19 protein-coding genes and 1 rRNA gene are annotated in these 17,263 nt (G+C 51.3%); 17 read left to right on the forward strand and 3 right to left on the reverse strand.

The features are described 5' to 3' along the window. Nucleotides 1–65: ribosomal RNA gene (locus NFR55_RS07225) — 16S ribosomal RNA — on the forward strand; the annotation flags it as partial. 624 nt (nucleotides 66–689) lie between these two features. Here NFR55_RS07225 and NFR55_RS07230 read toward each other — a convergent pair. Next, nucleotides 690–1,910: a DUF3810 family protein gene (locus tag NFR55_RS07230; RefSeq protein WP_251547773.1), complete on the reverse strand. Its 1,221-nt coding sequence runs from the start codon at nucleotides 1,908–1,910 to the stop codon at nucleotides 690–692. A gap of 132 nt (nucleotides 1,911–2,042) precedes the next feature. Between NFR55_RS07230 and NFR55_RS07235 the strand changes: the two genes are divergently transcribed. From NFR55_RS07235 to NFR55_RS07310, 16 genes are all read left to right on the forward strand, one after another. Continuing rightward, entirely contained in the window at nucleotides 2,043–2,795 is a 753-nt protein-coding gene (locus NFR55_RS07235; protein WP_251547775.1) for a lysophospholipid acyltransferase family protein, read from the forward strand. Between the two features lie 12 nt (nucleotides 2,796–2,807). Then, nucleotides 2,808–3,509 carry a 5'-methylthioadenosine/adenosylhomocysteine nucleosidase gene (locus tag NFR55_RS07240; protein WP_251547777.1) on the forward strand — a complete coding sequence of 234 codons (702 nt, stop codon included), beginning with the start codon at nucleotides 2,808–2,810 and terminating at the stop codon, nucleotides 3,507–3,509. 57 nt (nucleotides 3,510–3,566) lie between these two features. Further along, nucleotides 3,567–4,262, forward strand: a complete 696-nt coding sequence (locus tag NFR55_RS07245) for a DUF421 domain-containing protein (RefSeq protein ID WP_251547779.1) — start codon at nucleotides 3,567–3,569, stop codon at nucleotides 4,260–4,262. Beyond that, on the forward strand, nucleotides 4,259–4,651 hold the full coding sequence (locus tag NFR55_RS07250; RefSeq protein ID WP_251547781.1) for a DUF4363 family protein: 393 nt from the start codon (nucleotides 4,259–4,261) through the stop codon (nucleotides 4,649–4,651). Before NFR55_RS07245 ends, NFR55_RS07250 begins: the two co-directional genes overlap by 4 nt. Before the next feature lie 122 nt (nucleotides 4,652–4,773). Continuing rightward, on the forward strand, nucleotides 4,774–5,724 hold the full coding sequence (holA, locus tag NFR55_RS07255; protein ID WP_251547783.1) for a DNA polymerase III subunit delta: 951 nt from the start codon (nucleotides 4,774–4,776) through the stop codon (nucleotides 5,722–5,724). Nucleotides 5,725–5,858: 134 nt separating this feature from the next. After that, nucleotides 5,859–6,413, forward strand: a complete 555-nt coding sequence (locus NFR55_RS07260) for a hypothetical protein (protein ID WP_251547785.1) — start codon at nucleotides 5,859–5,861, stop codon at nucleotides 6,411–6,413. Next, nucleotides 6,413–7,756, forward strand: coding sequence for a M28 family peptidase (locus tag NFR55_RS07265; RefSeq protein ID WP_251547787.1), 1,344 nt, complete (start codon nucleotides 6,413–6,415; stop codon nucleotides 7,754–7,756). Before NFR55_RS07260 ends, NFR55_RS07265 begins: the two co-directional genes overlap by 1 nt. 252 nt (nucleotides 7,757–8,008) lie before the next feature. Then, entirely contained in the window at nucleotides 8,009–8,305 is a 297-nt protein-coding gene (locus NFR55_RS07270; protein WP_251547789.1) for a YabP/YqfC family sporulation protein, read from the forward strand. Beyond that, on the forward strand, nucleotides 8,302–9,423 hold the full coding sequence (locus tag NFR55_RS07275; protein ID WP_251547791.1) for a sporulation protein YqfD: 1,122 nt from the start codon (nucleotides 8,302–8,304) through the stop codon (nucleotides 9,421–9,423). The genes NFR55_RS07270 and NFR55_RS07275 overlap by 4 nt, the downstream gene beginning before the upstream one ends. 339 nt (nucleotides 9,424–9,762) lie before the next feature. Continuing rightward, a complete protein-coding gene (locus NFR55_RS07280; protein WP_251547793.1) occupies nucleotides 9,763–10,707 on the forward strand; it encodes a PhoH family protein in 945 nt (314 codons plus the stop codon). Next, nucleotides 10,685–12,115 carry an HDIG domain-containing metalloprotein gene (locus tag NFR55_RS07285; RefSeq protein ID WP_251547795.1) on the forward strand — a complete coding sequence of 477 codons (1,431 nt, stop codon included), beginning with the start codon at nucleotides 10,685–10,687 and terminating at the stop codon, nucleotides 12,113–12,115. Before NFR55_RS07280 ends, NFR55_RS07285 begins: the two co-directional genes overlap by 23 nt. After that, nucleotides 12,115–12,591 carry an rRNA maturation RNase YbeY gene (gene ybeY / locus NFR55_RS07290; protein ID WP_251547797.1) on the forward strand — a complete coding sequence of 159 codons (477 nt, stop codon included), beginning with the start codon at nucleotides 12,115–12,117 and terminating at the stop codon, nucleotides 12,589–12,591. Before NFR55_RS07285 ends, ybeY begins: the two co-directional genes overlap by 1 nt. Then, the gene (gene era, locus NFR55_RS07295; protein ID WP_251547799.1) at nucleotides 12,585–13,484 is read left to right on the forward strand and encodes a GTPase Era; all 900 of its coding nucleotides are present in this window, start codon (nucleotides 12,585–12,587) and stop codon (nucleotides 13,482–13,484) included. Before ybeY ends, era begins: the two co-directional genes overlap by 7 nt. A 69-nt stretch (nucleotides 13,485–13,553) precedes the next feature. Further along, nucleotides 13,554–13,721: a hypothetical protein gene (locus NFR55_RS07300; RefSeq protein WP_251547801.1), complete on the forward strand. Its 168-nt coding sequence runs from the start codon at nucleotides 13,554–13,556 to the stop codon at nucleotides 13,719–13,721. A 76-nt stretch (nucleotides 13,722–13,797) separates the two neighbouring features. After that, nucleotides 13,798–14,424, forward strand: coding sequence for a DNA repair protein RecO (gene recO / locus NFR55_RS07305; RefSeq protein WP_251547803.1), 627 nt, complete (start codon nucleotides 13,798–13,800; stop codon nucleotides 14,422–14,424). A gap of 65 nt (nucleotides 14,425–14,489) precedes the next feature. Further along, nucleotides 14,490–15,407 (forward strand): C40 family peptidase, encoded by a 918-nt coding sequence (locus NFR55_RS07310; RefSeq protein WP_251547805.1) that lies wholly within the window; start codon nucleotides 14,490–14,492, stop codon nucleotides 15,405–15,407. Nucleotides 15,408–15,448: 41 nt separating this feature from the next. Here NFR55_RS07310 and proS read toward each other — a convergent pair whose 3' ends face one another. Together proS and NFR55_RS07320 are read right to left on the reverse strand one after the other, a co-directional pair. After that, complete coding sequence (gene proS / locus NFR55_RS07315; protein WP_251547807.1) at nucleotides 15,449–16,888, reverse strand: proline--tRNA ligase; 1,440 nt, start codon at nucleotides 16,886–16,888, stop codon at nucleotides 15,449–15,451. 108 nt (nucleotides 16,889–16,996) lie between these two features. Further along, nucleotides 16,997–17,248 (reverse strand): pro-sigmaK processing inhibitor BofA family protein, encoded by a 252-nt coding sequence (locus NFR55_RS07320; RefSeq protein ID WP_251547809.1) that lies wholly within the window; start codon nucleotides 17,246–17,248, stop codon nucleotides 16,997–16,999. Between the last annotated feature and the right edge of the window lie 15 nt (nucleotides 17,249–17,263).

Genomic DNA, 17,263 nt, shown 5'->3' on the forward strand with positions numbered 1-17,263 from the left:
CGATGACTGGGGTGAAGTCGTAACAAGGTAGCCGTATCGGAAGGTGCGGCTGGATCACCTCCTTTTAAGGAACTCGCGAATAGAGCGAGTATACTTCAAGAAGAGAGGTTGGGGAAAGATAAAGTTGTTTAAGCCCAACCGAGTGTCAATTTGGTTTGCAAGAAATTTATTTCGTAAGTGTGCTTAAGTAAAGAGGACTGTCTGTTAACCGCGACAGTCCTCTTTTTTTGTGTTTTATGATTTGGTATGAGATTGCCGCGGGTGCAAGCACCCTCGCAATGACATATATTCTGCCGTATGAGATTGCCGCGGGCACACAGTGCCCTCGCAATGACATTGTGACCGCCCGTCATTGCGAGGAAACTTGTTTCCGAAGCAATCCCCTGCATGAGAAAACAAACAACACTTGTTCCATGACTGAGATTGCCGCGGGCACACAGTGCCCTCGCAATGACAGTGCGCTCGGCTAAGGACAATGTTTACCCGTCATTGCGAGCGTAGCGAAGCAATCTCCTGCATGAGAAAACAAACAACACTTGTTCCATGACTGAGATTGCCACGGGTGCAAGCACCCTCGCAATGACATATATTCTGCCGTATGAGATTGCCGCGTCGGGCAAAGCCCTCGCAATGACAGTGCGCTCGGCTAAGGACAAGGTTATCAATAAATGCCCTTGCAATGACGGCAATCAGCGCATTTCGTATATTGCGAAAAACATTTTTTGTACGCTCGAGTATTTCACGTCGTATATTATTTCTCCGGTGTCGGGATTGGTTTGACCCGTGTCCGATACCGAACCGTCGGTTACTTTGTCGGTGTAGCTGCCGCTTCCGTTTTCCGCGCCGTTGCTCTTTAAGAACAGGTCGTTTATAAAACCGCCTATCTTTTCAAAGGTGCGGTTGAGCCAACCGGCAAAACCGGGTTGCGCCGATTTGTCGTTCCAAAACTTAAAGGCGTTGCGTTGCTCGGTGAGTATTTGCGGCGCGAGGCTCTTTCTTATTTCCTCGTAGTCGGTCTTTATGCTCGAGTTTGCGTTCACGGCGGGGAGCAGTGCGGAAAAGCAAGAGAAATACCCGCAATATCTGAGGTAGTCGTCGTCCGACGAAAGCAGTATGTAATACGCTACGAAATTGGCTTCGCCCTCGCGCATAACGCCTTTGGCGTGCGCCATTTCGTGCGCCATGGTTTGCGCTATATCGCTGGGCGGAATATCTTTGTTAACCGTGGGTTCGCCGAGCGGCACGAAAGTTATGCCCGAAATGTTGTTGAGCGTTAAAAACCAACTGTTTATTAAGCCTTTGGCTTTTGGGGTGTAGGAGTAAAAATATTCGCCGTCCAGCCGCTTGTATTCGTTTTGCAGTTTTTCGCTTAGCTCGCGCACGGAGTAGGGCGAAATCACGTTGCCCGCGGAGTCGCGTTCGAATTTCAGGGCGAGCGCGTTGTAGTCGTTCGCAAAACAGCGCACCATTTCGGTTACGTCTTGCGGCTCGTACTCGGTTTGACTTTGCGGCACCGGCGCGGCGGGGCGGTAGTAGGGAAATCCCACCGTGAGAGTATAGAAATTAAACACCGAAAGGGCGCATATCACGGTTACGCACATCCATTTGAGCACAGCCGCGCACTTATTGCGAATAAGCGATTTTATCATGAGCACGAACAGCGCAATCGCGGCGATTATAACGGCTATCACGCAGAACTCGAAGAGTGAAAAAGGCAACGCCGAAGTTATGTGCCCTATAATAAAAATCCACGGTCGGGAAACGTAGCGGCACACGAAATCGGAAAAAGAAGACGAGAGCGTGCGTATCCACATAAGGAGAATAAGCGTGACAATAAGCCCGCCCGCAACGCTCGCCAAAACAATGAGTTCTTTTTTCTTTTTGCGCTCCATAAGATAAGTATACCGCATAAACGGCGCAATTGTAAAGAATTAGTATGAAATTTTCATGAAATGTTCGCTTTTCTATTGCCAAAGCATGTATAAGGTGTTATACTAAACTTAACTGTGCATATTCGATGCGCAGGTTGTAAGGGGAAGGTCATGCAAGAAAATAACGAGCAAACGCAGTCCGAGCAAAAGCAAGAATACGTTTGCAAATTGAAAACCAAAAAGCATTCGGTAGATTACACAACTTATAAATACTATAACAAAGACAGGTCGTTTAGACTGTTGAAATTTATGCACAGGGCAGTGTCTAACGTGTTTTTACGCGCATACCTGAAATGCTTTCACAGAGTAAAAGTTATAGGCAAACAAAACGTGGCGGCTCTCAAACGAAGGGGCGCGGTGATTGTGTCTAACCATATTCACCCGCTCGATATTCAGATGATATCCACGTTCGTGTTCGGAATGCGACCGGTGCACTGGCTCACGCTTTCGCGCAATATGGATTTGTCGGTGCGTTTCTTTATACAAAACAGCGGCGGTGTGCCCATACCCGACGACCGCGACCAAAAGAAGAGATGTTTTGCCGAAATGGGCGAGCTGTTGCGCGACGGCGGACTGTTGCACATTTGCCCCGAGGGCAGTTTGGTGGAACTGTGCGACGATATCCGACCTTTCAAAGACGGCGCGTTTAGGTTCGCGTTCGAAAATCGCGTGCCGCTCGTTCCCGTAACGCTCAGATTTGTGGCGTATAACCCCAAAGGCAAGAAATACAAATTTCCGCGCTTTATAATTGACGTTGCCGAGCCTATTTATCCCACCGTTCCGCAAGACGTGATGAAGCGCAAAGCGGAGCGCATAATGCGCGGCAAATGCAACAGGCTCATAGTAAAGCCCGAAAACGTATAACGGAGAAACGATTTGAAAACTTTGATAATGGGCGCGCTCGACGAGGAAATCGACGGCATATACGCCGCAATGAAAGACAGGCGCGAGCTTAAGGCGGGCGCGTTTACCGTGTATGGCGGCAAACTGTACAAAGAGGAAATACTGCTGTGCCGTTGCGGCATAGGCAAGGTGAATTCCGCGGCGGCTACGAGCGCGGCGCTTTCGGTAATAGGCGGCGTAAACCGAGTAATAAACACAGGCGTTGCCGGCGGCATAGGCAAGGGAATTAAGCGCGGCGACGTGGTGCTCGGCACGCGCACCGTTCAGCATGATTTCGACGCAACCGCCGACGGAAAACGCAAAGGGCAGATTGAAGGGTTCGACAGCGAATTTTTCGACGGCGATACATACATGCTTGAAAAAATGGAGCGCGCTCTCTCCGCCGAAAATATCCCTTATCACAAGGGCATAATAGCAAGCGGCGACAAATTCATTGCCGACAACGCGGTTGCCGGCTCTTTGAACGCAGAGTTCGGCGCGATATCGTGCGAAATGGAGAGCGCGGCAATTGCGCAGGTGTGCGCGCTCTACAAAGTGCCGTATCTTGCCATGCGTGCAATATCAGATAACGGCGACGAAGAAGCGGTGGAAAGTTTTTACGAGTTTGTACATAAAGCGGCGAACAACAACGCCCGAGCCATAAACAAGTTTTTCCGCACCGAGGCGGGATTGTAAAAGCGTTTTAACGCTTATTGTAATATTTACGGGAAAGATACGCAAACTACCGATATTATGTTGGTAGTTTTTATCAAATCTCTCATCACTTTCTTTTTGGTACTCATAGTGGTGCGGCTTATGGGCAAACGCCAGCTCGGTGAAATGCAGCCGTTCGAGCTTGTAATCACCTTTATTATAGCCGAGGTTGCTTGCATACCCATGAACGACCCGTATATTCCTTTTTACTACGGCATAGTGCCCATAATCACGCTCGGCGTGTTGCACCTCGTGCTCAGCGTGCTTGCGAGAAAGAGCATACTCGCACGCAAGATAATAAGCGGCAGGAGCGTTATCGCCATAGACAAAAACGGGATAAACTACGAAAATCTCAAGAAGATGAACGTGAACGTAAACGACCTTATCGAAGCGGTGCGCAGCAGCGGTTACATGGATTTTGCCGATATAGAGTACGCCATATTCGAAACCAACGGCAAAGTCTGCGTTGTGGAAAAGGAGTGCGACCCCACCCAACCCAAACCCGCGTATTTGCCGCTGAGCCTACTCGTGGACGGCAAGTTCGATAAAGAAAATCTCGAGCTTGCGGGCGCAACGGAACAAAAGATAACCGAGGTTTTTCTCAAAAACGGCATTAAAAATCCCAAAGAGGTGCTGTATACCGACGTTCGGCAGGACGGCACGCTATACGTAAGCCCCAAATACAAGAAATGTTTTACGCAGAAAATTTCCATAAAGGGCGGTGAAAACTGGTGAAAAAGCTGTTAATCATACTCGGATTTTTTGCGGTAATGATGGGATTTGCCGTTTGGGAAATAGTGGCTACGACCAACTTTTACAAAGAAACGGTGAGCATACTCGGCGAAATCGAGAGCAGTTTCACCGTGTATGCCGACTCGCTCGACTGCGAAGAAAATCTCGAAACGGTGCGCAAACTCGAAAAACATTGGGAGAGCGGTCGCCGACTCGTTCTCATGTTCGGCAATCACACCGTGGTGAGAAACGCCGACGAGCGAATAACCGCGCTCGGGGAATTCGCGCGGCAGAACGAGCACAGCGACGCCATGGTGAGCCTTAGGCAGGCGCAACGGTATATATCCGACTTAATGCAAGACGTTTACCCCGGAGCTACGAATTTATTGTAGCGATAACGCGAAAATTGCGGAAAACCTTTGTGAATAAACCGCAAGACTCCGAAAACGCCGCCAAAACGTTTGCAAAATTTTTTGCAATGGGTTACAATTAAAGGCAACGGGAGACGGAGAAATTGCTTTTCAGCGAATTAAAAAAACATTTGCGCACTGAGGATATTAAATCCGCTTATTACGTAACCGGCGAAGACGCATTTTTGACGCAGTCTGCGCTCAAACTTTTCCGTGCGCTCGCCGAGCCCGTGCCCGACTTTAATCTCGGCGAAATGGTTGCGCCGCAGTCCGCGGTTGCGATAGCGGAGGCTTGCGAGGGTTTGCCGCTCGGCGGCGACAGAAGGGTGGTCATAGTTACCGAGTTTGCCAAAACCGATATGACAGCATTACATAAATATCTCGACAATCCCTGCCCGAGCACCGTGCTCGTGTTTTGTTCCGAAAAGCCCGAAAACAACATGTCGAAACTTATGAGCAAGCTCGCCATAGTTGACTGCTCCAAACTCGACAGGCGAACGGTGCTCAGCTGGATAGCGGTAAGGTCGCGCGAGTACGGCTCGAGCATAACCGAGAGCGCGGCTCAAATGCTCATAGATTACTGCGCGGGCGATATGTCGCGCGTGTCGGCGGAACTCGGCAAACTGTGCTCGTACCGCTTAGACGGAGTTATAAGCGAAGACGACGTTGCCGCGCTTACCGCGCCCACGCTGGATTTCAAGATATTCGCGCTAAGCGAGGCTGTGGCGGCTCGCGACAGTAAGAAAGCCGCCGTTGTGCTCAAAAGTCTTACCGAAAGCGGAGCTTCGCCGGTAATGCTCATAGGAATGCTTTATTCGCATTTCCGCAGACTGCTTTACACGGCTATAACGCCGCAGTACGACCGCATGCCCGCCGACCTCGGAGTAAAGGAGTTCGCCGTTCGCAAAGGCAAAGAGCAGGCGGGAAAGTTCACGCCAAAAAAACTTAAGAAGATTTGCGACGGCTTGCAGGAAACCGACTTCGATATTAAGTCGGGCAGAATAACCGATAAAGTCGCGCTCGAGCTTACCGTGCTTCGTGCGCTTGCAATGTAATATCACGGGTTTTGTGTCAGAGATTGCCGCGTCGTCCTGCGGACTCCTCGCAATGACAATCTCATGCTGTAGACCCAAACGTCATTGCGAGCGAGTTAAACGAGCGTGGCAATCCCATCCATGAGAAAGGAGAGGTGAAAAATTTGGATTTTATAGACAAGAAAAAAATCAATAAGTATGTGGTGATACTTTTGCTCTTTTTGTCGTTCGGGTTTGCGCAGTGGCAACCGTCGCGCGGCATGCTCGCGTATATGTCTTATACATATCCCGAGCTCGGGCAACCCGCTTGGATATTCAACGATATCGTAGCGATTTTGCTCGGAGGAATTATTCCGCTTATCGTATACGAGGTTGTAACGGCGTTTGCGGCGCGTTTCGTTGCCGCGAAGAACGGCGGAGCGTCCGACGAAATGAAATACGCTCTCCGGTTTTTCTTTATAGCGGCAAATTTGATAATAGGCGCGGTTAAATTCGTGTACTACGTTTCTCCGCTCGTTACTGTGTGGGGAAACATAATAATAGATTTCGTAATCACTACAGCGTTTTTCTGCCTGTATTTGTGGTATTGCGCGCGCAGATACGTGCCCAACACCCGCTGGGGCGCGATGCTCTTGAGCGTGGGCGGCACTTATCTTATAGTGGAAGCAATACTCACCGTATTCGGTCTTGTTACGGGGGTGTTGCTGTAATGAAAAAGTTTGTTGCGATACTTTCGGTTTTCGTTTTGGCGGCATTCGTGCTTTGCGGGTGCGGCGGAAGCTTTACGGGCGGCGGCGCAAGCGAGAAGAAAACGCTTGTGAGCAGCGAAGATATAACTAAAAACATAGAGGAATTTTTGGGCGTGAGCGCGGGCGAACCCGACGGCAACGTGGGCAATCGCAAATCCACGAGCGAGTCGGAGCGAAAAGCCGCGGAAAGGCTGTACGAAAAGTATGCCAACGGCTCGGAGTATTCCGCGCTCGGCGTAACCGTGCTTTCCGAAACGGAATTCGAGCTTAAAATAAGCGGGCAGGATTACGCCTCGCAAAACGTGGAAATCGTTTGGGAAAATCCCAACGGCAAAGGCAAGCAGGTAATAATCGGCGCGAGTTACGACGGTAGTTACGGTCCTTACGACGAAAGCTCCTTAAAGCAAAAGGCGACGGGCGCGTTCGAGAGCGCAACGGGTGTGGCAACGCTCATGAGCGTTATAGACTACGTTGCGGCGAACGAAGCCGAGCTTTCGGCAAAAATCGATTTCGATATATCGTTTGTGTTCTTCGGTTGCGGCGCGTACAACTCATACGGAGCTTCGGTTTACGTTAACAAATATCTTTCGGCAAACGACCGACTCGACACCCTCGTTATGTTCGATATAGACCGTTTGGGCGGCGAAAACATGTATATGTATTCGGACGAAACCAAAACGGAGCACGAGAACTTTTTGCGCAACGTTGCGGACTCGTGCGGGCTTGCGTTCGGCACGCTTCCCGCAAACATGCCCATAATAGAGGGCGTGTATATAGAGGACGTGCATTACGCGCATTTCGGAATGTTCGGCGACCAAGCGCCCTTTTTCCAAAAGGATATTCCCGCGATTAAATTCTTCAGCGGCTATTACGGCGGCTTCAATCTTTCCGACCTCGAAATGAGCGGCACGGTCAACATTGGCGGCACGGAACAAGACACATACACAAATCTCAAAGCCGAACGCCCGAAATACGCTGAGCAGGGGAGCGATACCGCCACGCTTATTATAGAGAGCATGCTTTCGAGCGGCTTTGCCGATACCATGACGGCGGCTCGCGCCTCTAAGTCCGATTACACGTTTTGGACCAAACCGCTTTGGGCTTATCTCACCGTAATATTCGCGATAATCGCGCTGTGCGTTTTGTTAATCGTGATTGTGAAACATTTCGAGAAAAAGTATCCGTTCGTGCCGCAGGTTAAGCGCATGAAAATAGCCGTGTTCGGCATGGATTACGAAACCAAAAACGACGAAGATATATTCATAGACATAAAAAAGACGGGCAACCCTTTCGACGGATACTGAGAGTTTCCCGTGTCATTGCGAGGGCACGCAGTGCCCGTGGCAATCTCTTGCATGGAACAGGTAAAGCCCCTATTGCTTTCTCATGAATGGGATTGCTTCGCTACGCTCGCAGTGACAATGTTGTCCCCGTGTCATTGCGAGGGCATTTATGCCCGCGGCAATCTCTTGCATGGAACGGGTAAAGCCCCTATTCCTTTCTCATCCCATATAAAGGAATGGCATACAACCCTAACCGAAACCATACAATAGAGTATGAGTTTTTTCGGTGAAATGGCAAGTGCGCTCGGGTTCGACGAAGCGCGGCTTGCTCTCGGTTACAATTACATAGTTTACAACGGCGAAGCGGTTTATATAGAGGGCGTAAAGCGTATTTTGCGCATAGACGAAAACGAAACCGCTTTTTCGGTGGCGGGCGGCGTGCTGTACGTGAGCGGAAAATCGCTAAACGTGGCGGATATATGCGGCGGAAGCGTAACTGTGCGCGGCGAGATATTTGCGGTGTACACCTCCAAAGCTCTCGAAAAGCAAAACGGCGGTGAAAAGCAATGAAACCCAACACCGTGCGCATAAAAGCCGAAGGATTTAACCGAACGCGTTTACTCGACGCGCTCGCGGGCAAAAATATAGAGATATTCGATTTTGCGAGCGGCGCAGAGTACCGCGAATTCGAGTTTTCGGTACGTAAAAAAGACCTATCGAAAACTTTTGCTATTTTGCAAGAACTGTGCTATAATTATAAAGTACAGGGTTTTTCGCGGTACGCGGCTATAGGCAAAAAACTGCTTTCGCGCCTCGGTCTTATCGTTGCGCTTGCGGTGTTTTGCACGCTTGCGGCGTTTTCGCGACTGTACGTTTGGCGCGTGGAAATCACGGGGAACGCCGCAGTTCCCGATAAAGTGATAGAAAACGTGTTGCGCGAGCACAATATAGCCGTTGGGAAAAGGCTTTCGAATTTCGATTCGGGAGAGCTTGAAAGCGCGGTGCGGAGCATAGAGGGCGTAAAGCTCGCTTCCGTCAGCCTTGTGGGAGCAACGGTTTGCGTGGAGGTGTTCGAGAGCGAACCCGTTTCTCCTCCGCTCGCTTACTCCGATACCGATATTTTATCGGAGTACGACGCCACCGTTACGCGCATAGTAACCCGCGAGGGCACCGCGCTCGTAGAGCCCGGCCGGCACGTGTTTGCGGGTGCGCCGCTCATAGGCGCGTACCGCACGGACGAGGAGGGCAACAAGATACCTTCGCGAGCGAGCGGCACGGTTTACGGCAAAGTGGCGTTTACAAAGAGCGTTGTGGTTGCCACGGAGCGTTACGAGCAAACTGCGGTTAAAACCGAGGAGTATGCTCTTATAGAGTTTTTCGGTCTTACCGTAGGCAAAAAGCCGCCGAGCGGCGCGGGCGTAATCATAACCGAACGCACCGAAAAGCTCAACGTGTTTTTGCCCGTTTCGATTAAGCGCGTTACCGTTACGCAAACCGAAATGCGCAAAGTTACCGTGCCCGCGGAAGAACTTGCTCAAAGAGTCGAAGACGAGTTTGTGTCGGAATTTATACACAGCCGCGTGTCTTCGGGGCTTACGGTTTCGCGCTCGGTACGCGAACTCGGCGGCGGCACGTACAGGGTGAGCGTATTTATTACCGCCGAAACGGTAATTTCAGGCGGCGCATAACCTACGTCTGCGCACTACGTGCTCAAGTGGGAGATTGGGCTGCTCACTGCGTTCGCTCGCAATGACAGGGGCACGTAACCGTCATTGCGAGGAGCATAAGCTCCGAAGCAATCCCATGCATTAGGAAAGTACAGTAACTGTACATGTTCCATGCCTGAGATTGCCACGCTCACTGCGTTCGCTCGCAATGACAGGAAAACGTAACCGTCATTGCGAGGAGTTGGGTTCTAATGTCATTGCGAGGAAACTTGTTTCCGAAGCAATCCCAAACATGAGAAAGATAAAAGAGGAAAAATATTTACGGCTAAAGTAAGCAAACAAATCGAATTCAATGCGGACGTGGCGTCGCTGTTCGGCGAGCTTGACGAAAACGCGCGTTTCATAGAAAAGGAATGCGGCGTATCGGTGGGGCTGGAGAACGGTTTCGTTACATTGAGCGGCGAGCGTGAAGGAGTTGACACGGCGGCGCGGCTGATAAACGCGCTCGGCGTTTTGGCGGGCAGGGGCGAGGAGATAGACCGCAGAGTTGTGGCGCACACGCTTTCGCTCGTTGAGAGCGGACAAGCCGACAACATAGACGAGGTGTACGGAGCGGTTGCGGCGGTTACGAACCGCGGCAAAAAGGTGCGGGTAAAGTCGCCCGGTCAACTCGGTTACCTTAAAGCCATTAAAGAAAACACCGTGGTTATAGCCATAGGACCCGCGGGCACGGGCAAGACTTTTTTGGCGGTTGCGCGGGCTGTGAGCGCACTCAGAGCCGGCGAGGTGCAAAAGATAATTCTTACGCGCCCCGCGATAGAGGCGGGCGAAAAGCTCGGCTATCTGCCCGGCGACTTGCAGATGAAAGTAGACCCCTATTTGCGCCCGCTGTACGACGCGCTCGAGGAGTTTATGGGCGAAAGCTATTTGCGCCTAATCGAGCGAGGCATACTCGAGATAGCTCCGCTTGCGTACATGCGCGGCAGAACGCTCAAGTCGGCGTTTGTGATACTCGACGAAGCGCAAAACACCACGCCCGAGCAAATGAAAATGTTTCTTACGCGTTTGGGCGAAGGAAGCAAGATGGTTGTTGAGGGCGACTCGACGCAGATAGACCTGCCCGCGGGGCGCAAAAGCGGACTGCTCGACGCCGCCGACAAGTTAACGGGCATAGACAAAATAGCGATTGTGCGGCTGGGCGGCACCGACGTAGTGCGCCACGAGCTTGTGCAAAAGATAGTAACGGCATACGAAAAAGCCGACAAAGGAGAAATTAAAGAAGATGGACAAAGCAATATCGGCTAAAAAGTCCCGAAGGGGCGCGATAGCGCGAGCGTTTTGCATCTATTTCGCCGCCTCCGCGGTGATAGTTACGGCAACGGTTTTGAAATTCGCCCTTATAGAACACATAAGAGACGATTTCTCCGTTCTCTCGTATATGCTGTTTTCGGCGGTTATAGCGATAATACTTTTGGGACACTTTTTGTACGTTGTGTGCTCGCGCCGCAAGTTGCTCGAAAATCGCCGCGAGTTCGGCGCGATATATGCGGCTATGGCGTTTACCGTAATAGCCAACGTGTACCTTGAAACGATAAATTCGTTCCTTATGCCCGCAATGTTGGCGGCGTTCGTTATATCGGCGTTGTCTAACGGGCGCGACGCCTTTTGCGCCAACATATTCACAAACGTGTTGATACTCTTTATCCTGCTTACGCAAAACCGCTTGACGGGCTCGGAAAACTACTACACCATAGTTTCCAAATTCGCGCAAGGACTCACGGCGGGCACTATAGTTGCTTACTGGCTCAGCGGCGAAACGCGCCGTTTCGGATTTATAATCAAAGGACTTATAGTGGCGGTGCTGTCGGTTGTGGCGGTGTTCGCGGTGGTTGCGGCGTTCGGAGAGCACACGCTCACCCTTGCCGATATCGCCTATCTTTCGGGCGGCACGCTCGGGCAGGTGTTCCTCGCCGTGGTGCTTCAGCCCATATTCGAAGCGATTTTCAATCTCGTTACAGATATGCGGCTCGTGGAACTTACCGACCACAACGCTCCGCTCGTAAAGCGGCTCAAAGAGGAAGCCCCGGGCACGTTCATACACAGCCTTGCCGTGGCGAACTTTGCCGAGGTGTGCGCCTCGGCGATAGGCGAGAACCCCTATCTCGCGCGTGCTTGCGCTTATTATCACGACGTGGGCAAGCTCATGAACCCGTTGCACTTTAAGGAGAACCAACCCGACGGCAACCCGCACGACGGACTGTTGCCCGAGGTGAGTGCGGAAATAATCCGCAGTCACTCCACCGAGGGCAAAAAACTGTGCGACGAATACCGCATACCGCCCGAGGTGTCGGACGTTACGGTAGAGCACCACGGCACTTTGCCCATTTACGTGTTTTATAACAAGGCGAAACAGCTCACCGACGGCGATGTGAACATAGAGGACTACAGCTATCACGGGCACACTCCCGTGTCTAAAATCGCGGCTATAATAATGCTGTGCGACAGCGGCGAGGCGGCGATACGCGCAATGGACAACCCCGACGCCGAGCGCGTAGACAACCTTTTGCGCAAGCTGATTTCGGACAGAATAAACGCGGGGCAGTTCGACGACTGCGATATCACTTTGCGCGACCTCGACGTTATACGCCGCACCATAATCGCCGCCTACGGCGGGCAGTTCCACAAGCGCATCAAGTACGGCGGGTTGAGCTGATGGGCGTTATATCTGTTAGCGGCGCGGAAGGAATATTCGAGCGCATAGCCGACGCGGCGAGCGACTATTTTTCGCTCGAGGGCGGTGCGGAAGCGGAGCTTGTTTTTTGCGACGAAGCCCGAATTCGCGAGCTTAACGCGAGCACGCGCGGCGTTGATAAAGTAACCGACGTGTTGAGTTATCCGCTCCTAACGCTCGAATGCGGGCGTTACGCGAGCTTTACGCAAAGCAATTTCCCGCTCGACACAAATCCCGAGAGCGGGAGAGTATCGCTCGGAAGCATAGTGATATGCGACTCGGTTGCGAAAAAACAGGCGGAAGAATACGGTCACGGCGAGGAGCGAGAACGGGGCTATTTGTTTTTACACGGGCTTTTGCATTTGCTCGGATACGACCACATAAAAGACGAAGACAAAGCTGCTATGCGCAAAGCGGAAGAAGACGTGCTGTTTAAGGCGGGAATAGAAAAATGTTAAGCGGATTTATAGCTATACTCGGCAAACCCAACGTGGGCAAATCGAGCCTTATGAACGCGCTCGTGGGCGAAAAGATATCCATAGTAACGCCAAAAGCGCAAACCACGCGCGACAAAATTCTCGGCATAGTAACCGACGAAAATTCGCAGATGATTTTCGTCGACACGCCGGGCGTGCACAAGTCCGAAACTCGGCTGGATAACTACATGAACAAGTGCATATCGTCCGCCGCCGAAGACGTGGACGCGGTTGTCATAGTGCTCGACGCGTCGAAGAGAATTACCGATTCCGACACGGCGTTTATAGAGAACAGGTTGCGTTCCGCCGTGCCCGTGTACGTGGTGCTCAACAAAACCGACCTCGCGCCGTACGAAAAGATTTATCCCGTGCTCGAGAAACTTTCATATCTTACTAAGGCGGACTCGAGTCGCAACGCGGTAAAAGAAATAATTCCCACCTCTTGCCGCAAGGGCAAAAACATAGACCTATTGAAAAGCTATCTCAAAAGCGAGCTAAAAGAGGGCGCGTGCTATTTCGAGCCCGACGATATCACCGACAAAAGCGAACGCTACATGATATGCGAGATAATCCGCGAAAAGGCGTTGCTGTTTTTGCAAGACGAGATACCGCACGGCATAGGGGTGTGTATTCAAACAATGACCGTATCGGGCGGCAGGGCGGAAATAGAAGCCGACGTTATTTGCGAAAAGGACAGCCACAAAGCCATAGTGATAGGCGAAAAGGGCGGCAAACTCAAAACCATAGGCGAGAGCGCGCGTAAGGATATAGAAAAACTGCTCGGCGCGAAAGTTTTCTTAAAACTGTTCGTGAAAGTGCGCGAGGATTGGCGCAACAAACAAAACGTGCTCAACGATATAGGTTACGGCATATAGGCTGCGGCGGCGCGTAACACGCATATTCGCGATATTATAAAGCCATACTAAAAGCGGAGGTAAGATATCGTGAATTCAATGGAAGACGAAGAACGCGACGTTATAATCGCTCCCGCAATCGTGCCGCCCGCGTCCGGCATAGCATGGCAGATGTTTACTCAAACGGGTTTGCCCGCTTATTACCTGCTTTACAGGGATATAGAGACGGGCGGGGAGGAACGCTCGCCGCTCGACTGACGGGCTTTAAGTAAGGGATTGCTTCGCTCACTGCGTTCGCTCGCAATGACATTTACACATAAAAAAGGGCAAACGAATGGAAGAAAAACAACTCGGCGGTATTTGCGTGGGTACGCGCGTTTGGAAAGACAGCGACAAAATGCTCGCTGTTTTTTGCGAGGACGGTTTTGTGTACAGCGTGCTTGCCCGCGGCGCACTCAAACCCAAATACAAACTTAAGTTTGCGGCGCAGTTGTTTTCGGCGTGCGATTACTTTTTGTGCGCGGGTAAAGCGGGATATCATATTTTGAGCGGCGCGACTTTCGGCGAACTGTCGTTGCTCGGCATATCGTCCGACCCCGAGGCGTATGCGGCGGCGTGCGTTGTGTGCGAGGCGGTGCAAAAAAGCGTGCTTTCCGAAAACAAGCGCATGTACGCCGAAACCGTGGCGGCACTCGGCGAGCTTGCGGCGGGTGGTTCTCGCTCCGATATCATAGTGTTGCGCGTGCTTATTGCGGCGTTTGTTTCAAACGGATTGGGCGCGGCGTTTCCCGAGGGAAGCAGGGGAGAACTGTGCAAAAGCGTTGCAACCGCGCAGGCGGGAAACTTATCCGAGCTTGATTGCGACAAAACCGAAATACGTGCGCTTATCAAGCAATACGCCCGCAAATTCGCCCTGCAGTTCGGTAAATTGAACAGTTTGGGCTTTTATCTGGGCGAATAAGATACATATATTTCCAAAGGGCGCGGGTATTGACACGCGCCCTTTTCATATGTTACAATCGCATCATGAAAAACAAATTGCTTTGCGTAATGATGTGTGTGTTTCTCAGCCTACCCGTTGCCGCATGCAAAGACGTTTCGAGCGGCACGAACATGCCCGACAAAATTCCCGACGATATAGTTACTCCCGTTATTCCCGACGAACCTCAAACTCCCGATATTCCCGCCGAGCCGGAAAATCCCGACGAACCCGACCTTCCCCAAAATCCTCCCGCGGCAAACCTGCCGAGCGTGCCCGAAGAACCGAACGTTCCCACGGTTACGCCGCCGGCACCGCAACCCGAAATTCCCGATTTAGACAAACTCGTGGTTTCAACGGTAAACGGATTGAATATACGTTCGGGCGCGGGCACGGGATACAAATCCATAGGAACGCTCGATAAATCGGATATGGCGATGCCCGTAAAAAAATCCGGTTCGTGGTACGAAATCCGCTACAAAAACACGGTAGGGTACGTATCCGAAAAGTACGTGGAACACAGGAGCTTTTCTCTCGGGTCGGATACTATCGAAAGAGTGATAGACGAGGGCAAAAAACTTCTCGGATTGCCTTATGTGTTCGGCGCACAGCGTTACCATTGGGGCAACGGAGTGAAAAACACAAACTACGACGGACTGAGTTACGACTGTTCCTCGCTCATGCAGTACATATTCAAAATCGGAGCAAACGTAAACTTGGCGATGACCTCTCGCGAACAGAGCGTGCAGGGCACGGCGGTATCCAAACAAAATATTCGCAGAGGCGACCTGTTGTTCTTCACCAACGCGTCGCGCGTAAACAAAACGGGAATTGAGCGCATAGGTCATGTGGCTCTTTACCTCGGTGACAACATAATACTTCATACCGCTTCCGACCACGCGGTGATAGAACCAATTTCTTCCACCCGTTGGGGCTACTACATAAACGCGAGAAGAGTGGTTTAATTGAAAAAAGGAACGCTTTGCGTTCCTTTTGCTTTCGGTTTTTAATATGCGCGTCCCCAGTATATTTTGTGTTTCGCTTTCTTGCCGCAACAAACGCATTTGTCGCCGACGGGGGATTGGTCGAACGGCATGTTCCTGCTCGAAGCCTGATACGTTTCTTTTATCTTGTCTTCGCAAGCTCTGTCGCCGCACCACATGGAAAGCGCGAAATTTTGGTTTTGCACGGCGTTGCCGAGTTCTTCCATGGTTTGCACCGTTTTTATGTGACTGTTGCGGAATTCGAGCGCGGCGGCGTACATGCTTTCGTGCACCTCGTCCAAAAGTTTTGCCACGGAGTCGGCAAGGTTATCTATGGAAACGGTGAACTTTTCGCCCGCCTTATCTCTGCGAGAAACTGTTACAACGCCGTTTTCTATGTCGCGCGGGCCTACCTCTATGCGGAGCGGTACGCCCTTCATTTCGTATTCGTTGAATTTCCAACCGGGGCTGTTGTCGGTATCGTCGAGTTTAACTCTTACGCCCGCTTTTGCGAGTTGAGTTTTGAGTTCCTCGGCTTTTTCCGTAACGCCGGGTTTGTGCGCGGCAATGGGGATTATAACGGCTTGAACGGGCGCAACGCGGGGCGGGAGCTTGAGTCCGCGTTCGTCGCCGTGTGCCATTATCACCGCGCCTATAAGGCGGGTGGAAACGCCCCAGCTCGATTGATGGGGGTGCTTGAGAACGCCGTCTTTATCGAGGAACTTTATATCGAACGCGCGGGCAAAGTTGTCGGTGAGGTAGTGGGAGGTTCCCGCCTGCAAACTCTTGCCGTCGAGCATCATAGCTTCTATGGAGTATGTGGCTTCCGCGCCCGCAAACTTTTCTTTCTCGCTCTTTTTGCCGGTAAGCATGGGAATGGCGAGCACGTTTTTGGCGAACTCGTCGTACACGTTGAGCATCTTTATAGTTTCTTCTTTGGCTTCTTCGGGCGAGGCGTGCACGGTGTGACCTTCCTGCCACAAAAACTCGCTCGTGCGCAAGAACGGGCGGGTGGTTTTCTCCCAACGCACTACGTTCGCCCACTGATTGATTAGCACGGGCAAGTCGCGGTAAGACTGTATCCACTTAGCGTACATATCGCCTATTATAGTTTCGCTTGTGGGGCGTATAACGAGTTTTTCGGGAAGCTCGTTTTCTCCCACGTGCGTTACGAGCGCAACCTCGGGCGCAAAGCCCTCCACGTGCTCGGCTTCTTTCATTAAAAAGCCGTAGGGGATAAGCATGGGGAAATAGGCGTTTTCGTGACCCGTTTCCTTAAACCGCTTGTCAAGCTCGCGCTGTATGTTTTCCCAAACGGCGTAACCGTAAGGGCGTATCACCATAGTGCCTTTTACCGGTCCGTAGTCTACGAGCTTTGTTTTCAAAACTACGTCGGTGTACCATTGGGGGAAGTTCTCGTGAATATCGGCTATTTCTTTTACGAATTCGTTAGCCTTTGCCATACCGTTTATGCTCCTTTTGCGCACAGTGCTTTTTTTGCGTTTATTTATATCGTATAAAACGATTATACTCAAAAAGCGGCGCGGTTGTCAAGCGAAGGGCGGAGGCTGTCACAAAAACAAAACTATTGCTATCACGAGCGCGGCTCCCGGTATGCCGAGCATGCCTACGATAAGCGCGTTAAACGGGTTGAGCGGAATATCGAGCGGCGTGAACACGGAGAGCATAACGAGCAAAAACGCGCCCGCGGCGGTGTTGAGCATAATGCGGAAAATACCCTTGATTTTGAGAGAGAACAGCCAGCCGCAGAAGAGCACGGCAAGCGCGCCTATAAAATAAGATAAAACGGTTTCGTAACTCATAATAAAGCTATATGC

The organism is Pumilibacter intestinalis, assembly GCF_943193005.1.
In the GTDB taxonomy this organism is placed as follows: domain Bacteria; phylum Bacillota; class Clostridia; order Christensenellales; family Pumilibacteraceae; genus Pumilibacter; species Pumilibacter intestinalis.

What these genes read in the sequence shown, in the direction of transcription:
- NFR55_RS07230 (WP_251547773.1), bottom strand. Translation starts at nt 1,910, where the DNA reads ATGCGGTATACTTATCTTATGGAGCGCAAAAAGAAAAAAGAACTCATT.
- NFR55_RS07235 (WP_251547775.1), top strand. Translation starts at nt 2,043, where the DNA reads ATGCAAGAAAATAACGAGCAAACGCAGTCCGAGCAAAAGCAAGAATAC.
- NFR55_RS07245 (WP_251547779.1), top strand. Translation starts at nt 3,567, where the DNA reads ATGTTGGTAGTTTTTATCAAATCTCTCATCACTTTCTTTTTGGTACTC.
- NFR55_RS07265 (WP_251547787.1), top strand. Translation starts at nt 6,413, where the DNA reads ATGAAAAAGTTTGTTGCGATACTTTCGGTTTTCGTTTTGGCGGCATTC.
- NFR55_RS07270 (WP_251547789.1), top strand. Translation starts at nt 8,009, where the DNA reads ATGAGTTTTTTCGGTGAAATGGCAAGTGCGCTCGGGTTCGACGAAGCG.
- NFR55_RS07275 (WP_251547791.1), top strand. Translation starts at nt 8,302, where the DNA reads ATGAAACCCAACACCGTGCGCATAAAAGCCGAAGGATTTAACCGAACG.
- NFR55_RS07285 (WP_251547795.1), top strand. Translation starts at nt 10,685, where the DNA reads ATGGACAAAGCAATATCGGCTAAAAAGTCCCGAAGGGGCGCGATAGCG.
- ybeY (WP_251547797.1), top strand. Translation starts at nt 12,115, where the DNA reads ATGGGCGTTATATCTGTTAGCGGCGCGGAAGGAATATTCGAGCGCATA.
- era (WP_251547799.1), top strand. Translation starts at nt 12,585, where the DNA reads ATGTTAAGCGGATTTATAGCTATACTCGGCAAACCCAACGTGGGCAAA.
- recO (WP_251547803.1), top strand. Translation starts at nt 13,798, where the DNA reads ATGGAAGAAAAACAACTCGGCGGTATTTGCGTGGGTACGCGCGTTTGG.
- NFR55_RS07310 (WP_251547805.1), top strand. Translation starts at nt 14,490, where the DNA reads ATGAAAAACAAATTGCTTTGCGTAATGATGTGTGTGTTTCTCAGCCTA.
- proS (WP_251547807.1), bottom strand. Translation starts at nt 16,888, where the DNA reads ATGGCAAAGGCTAACGAATTCGTAAAAGAAATAGCCGATATTCACGAG.
- NFR55_RS07320 (WP_251547809.1), bottom strand. Translation starts at nt 17,248, where the DNA reads ATGAGTTACGAAACCGTTTTATCTTATTTTATAGGCGCGCTTGCCGTG.